We start from the raw sequence: 13,379 nt of genomic DNA on the forward strand, positions 1-13,379 counted from the left end.
TGTGACCGTGCTCATCCGTATCGACCCGGGATCCGGGGTCGCGATCTACGACCAGATCGCGACATCCGTGCGCGCCGACGCGATCCGCGGCCGGCTGCGGCCGGGCGACCGGCTGCCCGCGGCGCGCGAGCTCGCCGAGGCGCTCGAGGTGAACATCCACACCGTGCTGCGCGCCTACCAGGACCTCCGCGACGAGGGGCTCATCGACCTCCGTCGGGGCCGCGGCGCCGTCGCGACCGACGCGGCCGGCCGAGCCGGCGCGCTGCTCGACGGCGTGCGTGCGCTCGTCGCCGACGCCCGCCGCGCAGGCGTCGCCTCCCCGACCCTCATCTCCCTGATCCGCGAGGAGTACACCGCATGACCACCCCCGTCCGCCCGGCGCGCAGCCGCATGCCCCTGTCGATCTGGATCGTCGCGGTCGTGCTGCCGCTCATCGCAGCGGCGACCGCGGTGGCCGTCCAGCTCGCCTGGCTGCCCGAGCTGCCCGACCCGGTCGCCACCCACTGGGGCACCGAGGGGCCGAACGGCTTTGCGCCGCCGTGGGCCTCACCCGTGCTGACCGGGGGTGTCGTGCTCGGCCTCGCCGGGATGTTCGCGCTGTCGCTCGGGACCGCACGCGGTGCCGCCCCCACCGCCACGCACAAGCTGCTCGCGGTGCTGTCGCTCAGCGTCGCGGTGTTCCTCGGCGTCACGGTCACGGCCTCGCTCGGGGTGCAGCGCGGACTCGACGACGCCCGCGACGCCCCGGGGCTCGGCGGATGGCTCCTCGTCGCCGCGGTCATCGCGCTGGCGCTCGGTGCGGTCGCCTGGTTCCTGCTGCCGAAGGCGGTCTCGCCCACCGAGGATGCGACGCCGGCGGCCCCCATGCCCCTCGTGCCGGGCGAGCGCACCGTCTGGATCGCGACGACGCGGGTGCAGGGGGGCGCCATCGTGGCGATCCTCTCCGCGGTCGGGTTCGCGCTCGCGGCATCCCTCTTCGCCATCGTCGTCTCGGACGGGCTCGTCTGGCCGCTCGCCCTCATCCCGCTGCTGCTGCTCGTGATGTGCGCGATCGGCACGGTCTGGCGGGTGCGCGTCGACTCGACCGGGATCACGGTCGGCTCGCGACCCTTCGGCGTTCCCCGCACCCGCATCGCGGTCTCCGACATCTCGCGCGTCGAGACGCGTCACGTCGAGCCGCTCGCCGACTTCGGGGGATGGGGTTGGCGCTGGGCGCCCGGGCGCAGCTTCGGGGTCGTCACCCGCCGGGGCGAGGCGATCGAGGTGCAGCGCCGCGACGGCCGGCGCTTCACCGTGACCGTCGACGACGCCGCGACCGGTGCCGCGCTGCTCGCCGCCTACACCGCGACGGCCGCCGGATCCGGCGAGCGCCACCGGTAGACCGCCGGCGCTGGGCAGATCGGGCAGCGCTCGCGGTAGAGTGGGGGCACAGACTGCGATCCGGCCATCACCGGGGAGTCCTCGGAAGAACCCTCCTCCGCTGGTCGAGTAGCCGCGTAGCGGCGTATCGAGGCCACGGGCGAGGCAGTAGAACCGAGCGGGTGCGCCCGTCATCGCGTGCAACGAGCGGTCGGCGAACGCCGGCAAGCGAGGTGGTACCGCGGCATCCGTCGTCCTCGTGCGAAGCACCCAGCAGCACGAGACGCACAACGGACGGACCAGATGAGCTACCCCCGGCATTCGAGCGACGCGGACGGCGTCCCGGCATCCCCGCGGTTCCCCGACATCGAGCAGGGCATCCTCGCGTTCTGGAAGGGCGACGGCACCTTCCAGGCATCCATCGACCAGCGCGCCGGCGCCCCCGAGTGGGTGTTCTACGACGGCCCGCCGTTCGCGAACGGCCTGCCGCACTACGGTCACCTGCTCACCGGCTACGCGAAGGACGCCTTCCCGCGCTACCAGACGATGCGCGGCAAGCAGGTGCACCGCCGCTTCGGCTGGGACACCCACGGTCTGCCCGCCGAGCTCGAGGCGATGCGCCAGCTCGGCATCACCACGAAGGACGAGATCGAGGCGATGGGCATCGGCGCCTTCAATGCGAAGGCGCGCGAGTCGGTGCTGCACTACACGCAGGAGTGGGAGGACTACGTCACCCGCCAGGCGCGCTGGGTGGACTTCGAGAACGACTACAAGACGCTCGATGCGAGCTTCATGGAGTCGGTCATCTGGGCCTTCTCGCAGCTGTACGCGAAGGGCCTCGCCTATGAGGGCTTCCGCGTGCTGCCCTACTGCTGGAACGACGAGACCCCGCTGTCGAACCACGAGCTGCGGATGGACGACGACGTCTACCGGATGCGGCAGGACCAGTCGGTCACCGTCACCTTCCCGCTCGTCGGCGAGAAGGCGGAGGCTTTGGGACTGACCGCCGTGAATGCGCTCGCCTGGACGACGACCCCGTGGACGCTGCCCACGAACGCCGCGCTCGCGGTGGGTCCGGCGATCTCCTACGCGGTCGTGCGCACCGAGGACGGCACCTCGTACCTGCTCGCCGAGGACACCATCGGCGGCTACGCGAAGGAGCTCGGCGAGTACGAGCTCGTCCGCACCCTGACCGGCGCCGAGCTCGACGGCGTGCAGTACGACCGGCTGTGGGACTACTACGCCGAGGAGTACGGTCCCAACGCCTTCACGATCCTGGTGGCCGACTACGTGGCCACCGGCGAGGGCACCGGCATCGTGCACCAGGCGCCCGCCTACGGCGAGGACGACCAGCTGACGACGGCCGCCGCCGGCATCCCGGTGGTGCTGTCGCTGAGCGACGGCGGACGCTTCCTGCCGCAGGTGGCGGATGTCGCGGGGCTGCGCTGGGACGAGGCGAACAAGCCGCTCGTGCAGAAGCTGCGCGCCGAGGGCCGCCTGTTCCAGCTCAAGAGCTACGAGCACAGCTATCCGCACTGCTGGCGCTGCCGCAACCCGCTCATCTACAAGGCGGTGTCGAGCTGGTTCGTGCGGGTGCCGGACGTCAAGGAGCGGATGGGCGAGCTCAACCAGCAGATCAACTGGGTGCCCGAGAACGTCAAGGACGGCCAGTTCGGCAAGTGGGTGGCGAACGCCCGCGACTGGTCGATCAGCCGCAACCGCTACTGGGGCAGCCCCATCCCGGTGTGGAAGTCGGACGACCCCGCCTACCCGCGCGTCGACGTGTACGGCTCGCTCGAGGAGCTGGAGCGCGACTTCGGCCGCCTGCCGCTGGATGAGAACGGCGAGCCGAACCTGCACCGTCCGTACATCGACGAGCTGACGCGCGCGAACCCCGACGACCCGACCGGAAGGTCGGTGATGCGGCGCATCGAGGACGTGCTCGACGTGTGGTTCGACTCCGGCTCGATGCCGTTCGCGCAGGTGCACTATCCGTTCGAGAACCGCGAGTGGTTCGACGGCACCGCCGGGGAGGCGGGGCACAACCCGGCCGACTTCATCGTCGAGTACATCGGCCAGACCCGCGGCTGGTTCTACGTGATGCACGTGCTCGCCACGGCGCTCTTCGACCGTCCGGCGTACAAGAACGTGCTGAGCCACGGCATCGTGCTCGGCTCCGACGGGCAGAAGATGTCGAAGTCGCTGCGCAACTACCCGGACGTCTCGGAGGTGTTCGACCGGGACGGCGCGGATGCCATGCGCTGGTTCCTGCTGTCGGGCTCGGTCATCCGCGGCGGCAACCTCATCGTCACCGAGGAGGGCATCCGGCAGGGGGTGCGGGAGTTCCTGCTGCCGCTGTGGTCGAGCTACTACTTCTTCACCCTCTACGCGAACAGCGCCGGCTACACTGCGACGCGGCGCACCGACTCCCCGCATCCGCTCGACCGGTACCTGCTCGCGAAGACCCACGAGCTGATCGGCGAGGTCACGACGCATTTCGACGCCTTCGACTCGCCGCTCGCCGCCGAGGCGCTGCGCGACTTCGCCGAGGTGCTCACCAACTGGTATGTGCGACGCAGTCGCGACCGCTTCTGGGACGGCACCGATCGGGACGCCTTCGACACCCTGTTCACGGTGCTCGAGACCCTCACGCGGCTCGCCGCACCGCTGCTGCCGCTCGTCACCGAGGAGGTCTGGCGCGGTCTCACCGGCGGGCGAAGCGTGCACCTGACCGACTGGCCGGATGCGGCCGAGTTCCCCGTCGACACGGAGCTGGTGCGCTCGATGGACCGCGTGCGCGAGGTGGCATCCGCCGGCCTCGCCCTGCGCAAGGCGCGCGGACTGCGGGTTCGGCTGCCGCTCGCGGGGCTCACGGTGGTCGCCCCCGACGCGTCGGCGCTCGAGGGCTACGCGGACATCCTGCGCGATGAGCTCAACGTGAAGGCGGCGCGGCTCGCGCCGCTCGCCGAGTCGAGTCTCGCCGACTTCGGCATCACCCGGCGACTGACCGTCAACGCGCGCACCCTCGGGCCGCGGCTCGGCAAGGATGTGCAGCGCGTGATCCAGGCCTCCAAGTCGGGGGATTGGTCGGCGGATGGCGGCACGGTGGTCGCGGGGGGCGTCGCGTTGCTGCCCGGCGAGTTCGAGCTCGCGCTCGAGGCTGCCGACCCCGACAGCGCGATCGCGTTCCTGCCGTCGGGCGGCTTCGTCGTGCTCGACACCGCGGTCACGCCCGAGCTGGCGGCCGAGGGGCTCGCCCGCGACGTGGTGCGCGCCGTGCAGCAGGCCCGCAAGGACGCCGACCTGGAGGTGACCGACCGGATCGCGCTGACCCTGTCGGGGGATGCCGCCGCGGTCGCCGCGATCCAGGCGCACGCCGAGCTCATCGCATCCGAGACCCTTGCGACGAGCCTCCTGGCCCGCGAGGCTGAGGGCGGGACGGTCTCCGTGGGCGACGCCTCGTCCGTCTCGATCGATCTGGCGCGCGCGTGACCCGCATCCGCCCCGCCGTCTTCCCAAATCAAGGACTCGAGGAACCCATGTCAAGGAGTCGAGCTGCCGGGTTTGCCTCATCCGCCTCACAATCGGACACCCGTCACACCGACTCCTTGAGATGGGATGCTGCACTCCTTGAGACGGGAGAACATCGGATGAGGGGAGGGCGCGCATGACCGAGGACGCCGAGGCCGACTACGAGGCCGCCGAGTTCCGCGCGGCGGCGGATGCCGCGTACCGCGAGCTGCTCGACCGCATCGGGGAGGCAGCCCCCCAGCCGCGGCTCGAACCCACCCGGCGGGCGGTCGAGCTGCTCGGCGACGTGCACCGGGCGGCCCCCGTCATCCACATCACGGGCACCAACGGCAAGACCTCGACGAGCCGCATGATCGAGTCCCTGCTGCGGGCCACCGGCCTGCGCACGGGGCTCCTCACGAGTCCGCACCTCACCCGGGTCACCGAGCGGATCGTCATCGACGGCGAGCCGATCTCCGACGAGGCGTTCGCGCGCAACTGGGACGACATCCGGCCCTACCTGCTCATGGTGGATGCCGAGCTGGCCGCCAACGGTGAGGAGGCGCTCACCTTCTTCGAGGCGCTCACGGTGCTCGCCTTCGCCTGTTTCGCCGACGCGCCCGTCGACGCGGTCGTGCTCGAGGTGGGGATGGGCGGCGAGTGGGACTCCACGAACGTCGCCGACGGGCAGGTGGCGGTGTTTACGCCCATCGCCCTCGACCACACGTCCCGCCTCGGCAACACCGTCACCGAGATCGCACGGACGAAGGCCGGCATCATCAAGCCCGCGGCGACCGTGGTCACCGCCATCCAGCCGATCGAGGCGCTCGACGAGCTGCGGTCCGCCGCCCAGCTCGACGAGGCGGCGCTCACGATCGAACGGGTCGACTTCGCGCTCGAGTCGACGACCGTCGCGGTCGGCGGGCAGCTCGTCGACATCCGCGGCCGGGCGGGTCGCTACAGCGGCGTCTTCCTGCCGTTGTACGGCGACCATCAGGCGCAGAACGCCGCAGTCGCGGTGGCGGCCGTCGAGTCGTTCCTCGGCGACGGTCGCCTCGCCCTCGACCCCGACGTCGTGGCGGAGGGGCTCGGCACCGCCACCTCGCCGGGGCGGCTGCAGCTGGTCGGCGTCGAGCCGACGGTGCTCGTGGATGCCGCGCACAACCCGCACGGCGCCGCCGCGCTGGCCGCCGCGCTCGGGGAGTACTTCGACTTCGACGAGTGGGCGCTCGTGATCGGCGTGCTCGCCGACAAGGACGCCCACGGGATCGTCTCCGAGCTCGCGGCGATCGCCGCGCGCGTCGACGTCACCCAGTCGAGCTCCGAGCGGGCCGTGCCCGCCGAGGAGCTCGCCGAGCTCGTGCGCGCCGAGGTGGAGCCCGGGCTGGTGGCCGTGCATCCGGACGTCGCCGACGCCGTGGAGGCCGCGCGCGTGTGGGCATCCGAGTCGCCGCGCCGTGCGGTGATCGTGACGGGATCCATCACCCTGGTCGGTGACGTCATCGCGCTCGCCGAGGCGGGGGGCTGGAAGCGATGAGCGACCCCGCCCCCGCCCCCGCCGCCGGACGCCCCGCGCGCCGCGCGCGCGTCCGCCGCGAGCGCAGCCTCGTGGAGACCCTGCTGTCGATCGTGCTCGGGCTCGAGGCCGTGATGCTCGTGTTCGCCGCTCTGGTGTTCTTCGGGCTGGCTCGCTTCGACCCCAACTGGCTCGCCTTCGTCTATGGCGGCATCGGGATCGTCGTGTACGCGGCCGTGTCCGGTGTGCAGCGCTGGACGTGGGGCGTCTGGCTTGGCGCGGCCCTGCAGCTGCCGCTCATCGCGGCCGGGCTCATCGAACCGCTCATGTTCCTCGTCGGCGCCGGCTTCGCCGCCATGTGGGTCTACTGCTACCTGCGCGGACGTCAGATCGACACCCAGAAGGCCGCCTGGCTCGCCGCGCACCGGCAGACTGAGACGGAGACCGACACCCCCGCCCCCAACGAAGGAGAGACCGCGTGACCACCGTCGAAGAGACCCTCGTGATCGTGAAGCCGGATGGCGTGGCCCGCAACCTGACGGGCGAGATCCTGCGTCGCATCGAGGCGAAGGGGTATCAGCTCGTCGACATCCGCCTGCTGCAGGCCGACCGCGAGCTGCTCGCCGCCCACTACGCGGAGCACGAGGGCAAGCCGTTCTACGAGCCCCTCGTCGAGTTCATGCAGTCCGGTCCGGTCGTCGCGATCCGCGTGGCGGGCAACCGGGTGATCGAGGGCTTCCGCTCGCTCGCCGGCACGACCGACCCCACGAGCGCCGCCCCGGGCACCATCCGCGGCGACCTCGGACGCGACTGGGGCCTCAAGGTGCAGCAGAACCTCGTGCACGGTTCCGACTCGCCCGAGTCGGCCGCGCGCGAGCTCGCCCTCTGGTTCCCGGTCGACTGACCGCGGGTTCGCGCTCGGGGTGATCTCGAGGAGCGGCGCCCCGCAGGGCGACGCGTCCCGAGACCACCGCCTCCGGCTACTCCGCCTGCAGCTTCAGCAGCTCGGAGGCGACGAAGTCGCCGAACTGCGGAACCGCCTGCGAGTCCCATTGGGTGCCGTTGATGATCACGGTCGGGGTGCCGCGCACGCCTGAGCGCGCCGTCGCCGCCGTCACCCACGGGGTGAAGCTCTCGTCGCTCACGCACCGGTTGACGTCCTCGTTGTCGAGCCCCGTCCCCGTCACGATCTTCACGAGCTCGGAGTTCGACAGACCCGGGCCGCCCTCCGAGGGCTGGTTGGAGTACATCGCCGCCATCACGTCGAGGAAGCTCTCGGGCGCGTAGTTGGCGACACAGGCCGCGACGTTGTTGGCGCGCGTCGAGTAGTCGGTGGTGTAGCCGCGGTAGTCGAGGATCGCGACCGGGCGCACCTCGAGCGTCGCCGTGCCTTCGGCGACGAGCTGCTGGATCTGCGTGGAGAAGTTCTCCTCGAACTGCTTGCAGGCGGGGCAGGAGAAGTCGACGAGCGTCTGGATGTTGAGCAGTCCCTCGCGCGGCGTGGTCGGCACGGGGTCCGCCCCCTTGGCGATCGCCTTCGTCGCGACGTGCTGCACGCCACCCGCGCCGTCCGACTCGAACACGATGCCGTCGCTGATCATGTTGAGCGGTCCGGCCTCCTTCTTGGGGGCGGGCTGCAGTGCGATGACCGCCCACACGACGCCGGCGACGACCGCCACGATCACGACGGAGGCGATCGTGGGGATGAGCCACTTGAGCAGCTTCTTGCGCTTGGCGGCTTTCTCGCGGGCGATGCGCGCCGCCTCGCGGGCGTCGTCGCGGCGCTGGTTCTTGGTTGTGCGGGGCGTGTCGGTCACGGGTGAATCCTTGTTCATGCGGGATCGGAGGACGCTGAGAGAGTCCGGACGAGTCTACGGGGCCGTCAGAACAGGCTCTGGATGACGGGCATCTGGGTCTGGGCGATGACGAAGATGACGAGCAGCACGACGATGCTGATGGGTGCGACCCACGGCAGGAGTGCGCGCCCCGCACCGCGTGCGCGGTCGCCGAAGACGCCCTCCGCGAGGTTGCGGAAGGTCACCGCGAAGAACGCCGGATAGGTGACGGTCCAGGTGAGCACGCAGTAGGGGCACAGGGTGTGCAGGTTGGGCGCGAAGATCGACTGTCCGGCGAGCCAGATCACGAAGACCACGGCCCCCAGCACGCCGAGGTTGAACAGCACCCAGAACCAGCGGGCGAAGCGAGCACCCGCGAGGAGCGCCGCGCCCACGACGATCGGCGCCATCCAGCACACGAGCCCGATGATCGGGTTCGGGAACCCGAACAGCGAGCCCTGCCAGGAATCGAGGTTCTTGGTGCACTGCACGAAGACGCTGAGGTCGCAGGTGGCGGCGACGCCCGGATGGGCGAGCGCGTGGAACTTCTCGACCGTGAGGGCGAACGCGGCGATCTCACCGACGATGCCGGCGACGATGAGCCAGATGGCGAACACCCACGGGGTGCGGTTCCCAGCGCGCGAGTGGTCGTCGGATGCCTCGAACTCGAGGTCGTCGTCGACTTCGGTGGCGGCAGCGGCGTCGGTCATGGCGCGATCCTCCCACGCCGAGGGTGAGGAAATGCCGCGAACGGCATCCTCGTGCGATAATCGTGACAGTCGCCCGAGCGGGCGACCCACAACAAGCTTGACCGGGTATCACCGGGCCTAGAGGTGCTCCTCCCGCCGCGTCGGGAATGCGCACCCAGACGGATAGCCAGCTCCGTGAGTGCCGTGACAGGGCGCGAGCGACCCACCGCCGCCAGGAGCGAGGTGCGGATCGCGGACCACATCAGAATTAGCGGCCCGCTTCGGCGCAGCCGCAGGAGAGTACCCGGTGGCCGGCGCGGTCGCCCCGGGCGAGGAGTGCACCAGCGATGGTGGAGAACGACGTACCCCAGCCCGACGCACCCGAGACCGCTGCCCCCGAGCAGTCGAAGTCCGAGAAGCCCAAGCGCGGTCGGCGCCTCCTGAAGAAGAAGGCTGTCGAGTCCGCGGTGGATGCGCCGGCGGAGCCTGCCGCCGAGCTCGCGGTCGAGGAGCCCGCGCCCGTCGAGGAGCCTGCGCCCGGTGAGGAGCCTGCGCCGGTGGAGGAACCCGCGCCGGTGGACGAGCCGGAGGCGGTCGCCGAGGCCGCCCCCGCGTCGCCCTTCGCCTTGGTGTTCCAGGCGCCTCCCGCACCCCCCGCCGCATCGCCGGCTCCGATCGCGCCCGCGGGTGACGACGACGGCTCGGCATCCCCGGCCTCGCGCCGCCGCACCCGTCGCCGCAGCGGCGAGGCGCCCCGCGACGGCGAGGACACCCCCGGCACGGTCGTGCGGGTGCGCCAGCCGCGTCAGGCGCCCGCGCCCATCACCGAGCCGCAGCGGGTCAAGGGCTCCACGCGGCTCGAGGCGAAGAAGCAGCGCCGCCGCGACGGGCGGGATGCGGGGCGCCGCCGCCCCGTCATCACGGAGGCCGAGTTCCTCGCCCGCCGGGAGAGCGTCGACCGCGTCATGGTGGTGCGCTCGAAGTTCAACCGCATCCAGATCGGCGTGCTCGAGGACGGCGTGCTCGTCGAGCACTACGTCGCCCGCGCCGCGGACGCGAGCCTCATCGGCAACGTGTACCTGGGCCGCGTGCAGAACGTGCTGCCGAGCATGGAGGCCGCCTTCGTCGACATCGGCCGCGGCCGCAACGCGGTGCTGTACTCGGGTGAGGTCGACTGGGAGGCAGCCGCCGCTGCCGCGGAAGAGGCCGGTCGGGACAAGAACCAGGCTCGCAAGATCGAACTCGCCCTCAAGCCCGGCGATCGCGTGCTCGTGCAGGTCACCAAGGACCCGGTCGGTCACAAGGGCGCGCGCCTCACCAGCCAGGTGAGCCTTCCCGGACGCTACCTCGTGTACGTGCCCGGCGGATCCATGAACGGCATCAGCCGCAAGCTGCCCGACACGGAGCGCGCGCGCCTCAAGAAGATCCTCAAGGAGGTGCTGCCGGATGACGCGGGCGTCATCGTGCGCACCGCCGCTGAGGGCGCCACCGAGGAGCAGCTCACCCTCGACGTGCAGCGCCTCACCTCGCAGTGGGCCGAGATCGAGCGCGCCGTCGAAACCCAGCAGGCTCCCGCGCTGCTGCACTCCGAGCCCGATCTGCTCGTCAAGATCGTGCGCGACGTCTTCAACGAGGACTTCCAGAAGCTCATCATCGCGGGCGACGACGCGCTCTCGACCATCGAGAAGTACCTCGCCGCGGTCGCCCCCGACCTCGTGGATCGCATCGAGCGCTACACGGGCGAGGTCGACTCGTTCGACCAGTACCGCATCACCGAGCAGATCGAGAAGGCGCTCGAGCGCAAGGTGTGGCTGCCGTCCGGCGGCTCGCTCATCATCGACCGCACCGAGGCCATGACGGTGGTCGACGTCAACACGGGCAAGTTCGTCGGATCCGGCGGCAACCTGGAGGAGACCGTCACCAAGAACAACCTCGAGGCTGCGGAGGAGATCGTGCGCCAGCTGCGGCTGCGCGACATCGGCGGCATCATCGTGATCGACTTCATCGACATGGTGCTCGAGTCGAACCGCGACCTCGTGCTGCGGCGCCTCGTGGAGTGCCTGTCGCGGGATCGCACCAAGCACCAGGTGGCCGAGGTCACCTCGCTCGGGCTCGTGCAGATGACCCGCAAGAAGCTGGGTCTCGGGCTCGTCGAGTCGTTCAGCGAGACCTGCGAGGTGTGCGCCGGGCGCGGCATCATCGTGCACCACGACCCCGTGTTCAAGCACCGCAGCGCCCAGCCCGAGCCGCAGAGCTCCTCGCGCAGCCGGCGCGGGCGCGGCGGCAACGGGGGGAACGGCGGCGGCCAGGCCGCGGCATCCGCCCCTGCCAAGGCTCCCGGCGGCGGCACGCACGAGATCACCGACGATGTGCGCAACGCGCTCGCCAAGATCGCGTCGTCGACGGTGCACCACGACGAGCAGCCCGCCGCGGCGAGCGCGCCGGTCGAGATCCTCGACATCCCGATCGAGCCGGTGCGCGAGCCGCAGCGCGCGGTTGCGGATCCGGACGCCGTGCTGGGTTCGGTGCTCGACGCCCTGCCGGAGCCGAAGCAGCCGGGCCAGGGTCGCGGGCGCCGCTCGCGCCGCGCGTCGTCGGCCGCCGGAACGCCCGCGGGGGAGTAGTCGCCCGGCGCCCGCCCTCGACACGACTGCGCTCGACACGACTGCTCTCCCAAATCAAGGAGTCGAGCAACCCGAATCAAGGAGCCCGCGGTGCAGCGGGGCTACATCCGCCACTCCAGCAACTCCAGTCACACGGACTCCGTGATTCGGGTTGCTCGACTCCTTGATTTGGGAAGCGCCGTCGAGGACGCGGAATGCGGGCCGCGGATGCGCGGCTCAGTGCCGCGGAGACGCGCGCTTGTCCTTCTGCCGCACCCGCAGCCCCGCGGACTGCAGGCGTCGCAGCAGTTCGCGCCCGGTGACGGGCACCGCGCCGAGCGCGATGAGCTCCTCGCGGCGTTCGATCGGGTAGTCGTAGTGGTCGTGGTCGAAACCGCGTTCCGGGATGCCGGCGCGGCGCGCGAAGGCGTGCAGCTCGGCCAGCGAGGAATCCGACACCAGGTGGCCCCACACGGTGCCGTGGTTGGGCCAGATGGCCTCGTCGAGGAGGATCATCGAGTTTCCCTCCGCTGCACTCTAGGCTCGTCGCACGAATCCCTGTCGCGATCCTAGAGCGGAGCACCGGATGGCATCCCGTCCCCCTGCCGGAACCGTCGTCCTCGCGGCGTTCGGCGTGCTCGCCGGTCTCCTGGTGGGCGCCGTCGCGCCGACCCTGCCCTACGTGATCCTCGACCGCGCCTACGGGCAGGCGCCGTTCGACTACTTCGCGCTCATCGTCGGCACCCAGTTGCGCGAGGACGCCGTCGCCTTCGTCGCGCTCGCCGCCTGGATCGGACTGTGGTTCGGGGTGATCCTCCCGATCCGTGAGCGCCACGGCGCGTGGGCGGTCGTGGGCCGCGCCCTTCTCGGGCTGGTCACCGGCGCCGTGCTCGCCGCGGGGATCGCCGTCCTGCTCGGCGGCGAGCTGCTGAACTCGCCGTACACGCCCCTCGGCACGGCGCGCGAGGCGGCCAGGGACATCGCCGGGACGACCGCACGGCTGTTCTTCGGCGGCCTCTACCTGGTGCCGCTCGCGGGACTCCTCGTCTGGGCGCGCCTGCGTCGCACGCGACCGGATGTCGTCGCCCCGCCCGCCCCGATCGTCACCGACGAACTCCCAGGCTGAGAGCCCGGTTCGCGTTTGCCGGATGCCCGGGGATCGGCTATTCTTGACCCTTGGTGTCTGCAGGGCTTCGCCCGCATTCTGACGCCCATGCTCGCCAGGTTCCGGCCGGGCGAAGCACAGACTTCCATCCATACGTAAGGACATCCCGTGGTTTACGCAGTTGTGCGCGCCGGTGGTCGGCAGGAGAAGGTCGAGGTCGGCACGGTCGTCGTGCTCGATCGCCTTCAGGCCGAGCAGGGCGGCAAGGTCGAGCTCACCCCCGTTCTCTTCGTCGACGGTGACACGATCACGCACGACGTGAAGGCGCTGGCCAAGATCAAGGTGACCGCCGAGGTCATCGGTCACGAGCGCGGCCCGAAGATCGTCATCCAGAAGTTCAAGAACAAGACCGGGTACAAGAAGCGTCAGGGCTACCGCGCCGACCTCACCCGCGTCAAGATCACCGGCATCAAGTAAGCAGGGGCTGAGCAATGGCACACAAGAAGGGCGCATCGTCCACCCGCAACGGTCGTGACTCGAACGCGCAGCGCCTCGGCGTGAAGCGCTTCGGCGGCCAGGTCGTGAAGGCCGGCGAGATCATCGTCCGCCAGCGCGGCACCCACTTCCACCCCGGCGTGAACGTCGGCCGTGGCAACGACGACACCCTGTTCGCCCTCGCGGCGGGCTCGGTCGAGTTCGGCAACAAGGGCGGCCGTCGCGTCGTCAACATCGTCGTCCCGGCGTAGTCGCCGCGCGACACAG

The 13,379-nt window shown here is 70.8% G+C and carries 13 protein-coding genes; 10 read left to right on the plus strand and 3 right to left on the minus strand.

The genetic code is table 11. The features are described 5' to 3' along the window. Positions 1 to 7: 7 nt before the first annotated feature. The 6 genes from FLP23_RS06705 (at position 8) to ndk (ending at position 7,289) form a co-directional block, all read left to right on the plus strand. Positions 8 to 361 carry a GntR family transcriptional regulator gene (locus FLP23_RS06705; RefSeq protein ID WP_149326229.1) on the plus strand — a complete coding sequence of 118 codons (354 nt, stop codon included), beginning with the start codon at positions 8 to 10 and terminating at the stop codon, positions 359 to 361. Next, a complete protein-coding gene (locus FLP23_RS06710) occupies positions 358 to 1,380 on the plus strand; it encodes a DUF1648 domain-containing protein (RefSeq protein WP_149325142.1) in 1,023 nt (340 codons plus the stop codon). Before FLP23_RS06705 ends, FLP23_RS06710 begins: the two co-directional genes overlap by 4 nt. A gap of 282 nt (positions 1,381 to 1,662) precedes the next feature. Continuing rightward, complete coding sequence (gene ileS / locus FLP23_RS06715) at positions 1,663 to 4,851, plus strand: isoleucine--tRNA ligase (protein WP_149325143.1); 3,189 nt, start codon at positions 1,663 to 1,665, stop codon at positions 4,849 to 4,851. Positions 4,852 to 5,026: 175 nt separating this feature from the next. Next, a complete protein-coding gene (locus FLP23_RS06720) occupies positions 5,027 to 6,406 on the plus strand; it encodes a bifunctional folylpolyglutamate synthase/dihydrofolate synthase (RefSeq protein WP_149325144.1) in 1,380 nt (459 codons plus the stop codon). After that, positions 6,403 to 6,867, plus strand: coding sequence for a DUF4233 domain-containing protein (locus FLP23_RS06725; protein ID WP_149325145.1), 465 nt, complete (start codon positions 6,403 to 6,405; stop codon positions 6,865 to 6,867). The genes FLP23_RS06720 and FLP23_RS06725 overlap by 4 nt, the downstream gene beginning before the upstream one ends. Further along, positions 6,864 to 7,289: a nucleoside-diphosphate kinase gene (gene ndk / locus FLP23_RS06730; RefSeq protein WP_149325146.1), complete on the plus strand. Its 426-nt coding sequence runs from the start codon at positions 6,864 to 6,866 to the stop codon at positions 7,287 to 7,289. Before FLP23_RS06725 ends, ndk begins: the two co-directional genes overlap by 4 nt. Positions 7,290 to 7,365: 76 nt before the next feature. On the opposite strand, the gene FLP23_RS06735 is transcribed toward ndk, so the two are convergent. Both FLP23_RS06735 and FLP23_RS06740 read right to left on the minus strand, forming a co-directional pair. Further along, positions 7,366 to 8,202 (minus strand): DsbA family protein, encoded by an 837-nt coding sequence (locus FLP23_RS06735; RefSeq protein WP_168200393.1) that lies wholly within the window; start codon positions 8,200 to 8,202, stop codon positions 7,366 to 7,368. A gap of 65 nt (positions 8,203 to 8,267) precedes the next feature. Beyond that, entirely contained in the window at positions 8,268 to 8,930 is a 663-nt protein-coding gene (locus FLP23_RS06740; protein ID WP_149325148.1) for a vitamin K epoxide reductase family protein, read from the minus strand. 326 nt (positions 8,931 to 9,256) lie between these two features. Between FLP23_RS06740 and FLP23_RS06745 the strand changes: the two genes are divergently transcribed. Next, positions 9,257 to 11,533 (plus strand): Rne/Rng family ribonuclease, encoded by a 2,277-nt coding sequence (locus tag FLP23_RS06745; protein WP_149325149.1) that lies wholly within the window; start codon positions 9,257 to 9,259, stop codon positions 11,531 to 11,533. Between the two features lie 216 nt (positions 11,534 to 11,749). On the opposite strand, the gene FLP23_RS06750 is transcribed toward FLP23_RS06745, so the two are convergent. After that, positions 11,750 to 12,028: a DUF4031 domain-containing protein gene (locus tag FLP23_RS06750; protein ID WP_149325150.1), complete on the minus strand. Its 279-nt coding sequence runs from the start codon at positions 12,026 to 12,028 to the stop codon at positions 11,750 to 11,752. A gap of 70 nt (positions 12,029 to 12,098) precedes the next feature. Here FLP23_RS06750 and FLP23_RS06755 point away from each other — a divergent pair, with 70 nt between their 5' ends. The 3 genes from FLP23_RS06755 to rpmA all read left to right on the plus strand — a co-directional run bounded on the left by FLP23_RS06755 (position 12,099) and on the right by rpmA (position 13,363). Then, positions 12,099 to 12,638, plus strand: coding sequence for a hypothetical protein (locus FLP23_RS06755; protein ID WP_149325151.1), 540 nt, complete (start codon positions 12,099 to 12,101; stop codon positions 12,636 to 12,638). A 147-nt stretch (positions 12,639 to 12,785) separates the two neighbouring features. Then, positions 12,786 to 13,094: a 50S ribosomal protein L21 gene (gene rplU, locus FLP23_RS06760; RefSeq protein ID WP_149325152.1), complete on the plus strand. Its 309-nt coding sequence runs from the start codon at positions 12,786 to 12,788 to the stop codon at positions 13,092 to 13,094. Between the two features lie 14 nt (positions 13,095 to 13,108). Continuing rightward, the gene (gene rpmA, locus FLP23_RS06765) at positions 13,109 to 13,363 is read left to right on the plus strand and encodes a 50S ribosomal protein L27 (RefSeq protein ID WP_149325153.1); all 255 of its coding nucleotides are present in this window, start codon (positions 13,109 to 13,111) and stop codon (positions 13,361 to 13,363) included. Positions 13,364 to 13,379: the final 16 nt, after the last annotated feature.

It is taken from the genome of Protaetiibacter larvae, assembly GCF_008365275.1.
Classification (GTDB): Bacteria; Actinomycetota; Actinomycetes; order Actinomycetales; family Microbacteriaceae; genus Homoserinibacter; species Homoserinibacter larvae.

Coding starts and splice junctions, on each gene's coding strand:
- FLP23_RS06710 (WP_149325142.1), top strand. CDS start 358: ATGACCACCCCCGTCCGCCCGGCGCGCAGCCGCATGCCCCTGTCGATC.
- ileS (WP_149325143.1), top strand. CDS start 1,663: ATGAGCTACCCCCGGCATTCGAGCGACGCGGACGGCGTCCCGGCATCC.
- FLP23_RS06755 (WP_149325151.1), top strand. CDS start 12,099: ATGGCATCCCGTCCCCCTGCCGGAACCGTCGTCCTCGCGGCGTTCGGC.
- FLP23_RS06725 (WP_149325145.1), top strand. CDS start 6,403: ATGAGCGACCCCGCCCCCGCCCCCGCCGCCGGACGCCCCGCGCGCCGC.
- FLP23_RS06750 (WP_149325150.1), bottom strand. CDS start 12,028: ATGATCCTCCTCGACGAGGCCATCTGGCCCAACCACGGCACCGTGTGG.
- FLP23_RS06745 (WP_149325149.1), top strand. CDS start 9,257: ATGGTGGAGAACGACGTACCCCAGCCCGACGCACCCGAGACCGCTGCC.
- FLP23_RS06720 (WP_149325144.1), top strand. CDS start 5,027: ATGACCGAGGACGCCGAGGCCGACTACGAGGCCGCCGAGTTCCGCGCG.
- rpmA (WP_149325153.1), top strand. CDS start 13,109: ATGGCACACAAGAAGGGCGCATCGTCCACCCGCAACGGTCGTGACTCG.
- FLP23_RS06740 (WP_149325148.1), bottom strand. CDS start 8,930: ATGACCGACGCCGCTGCCGCCACCGAAGTCGACGACGACCTCGAGTTC.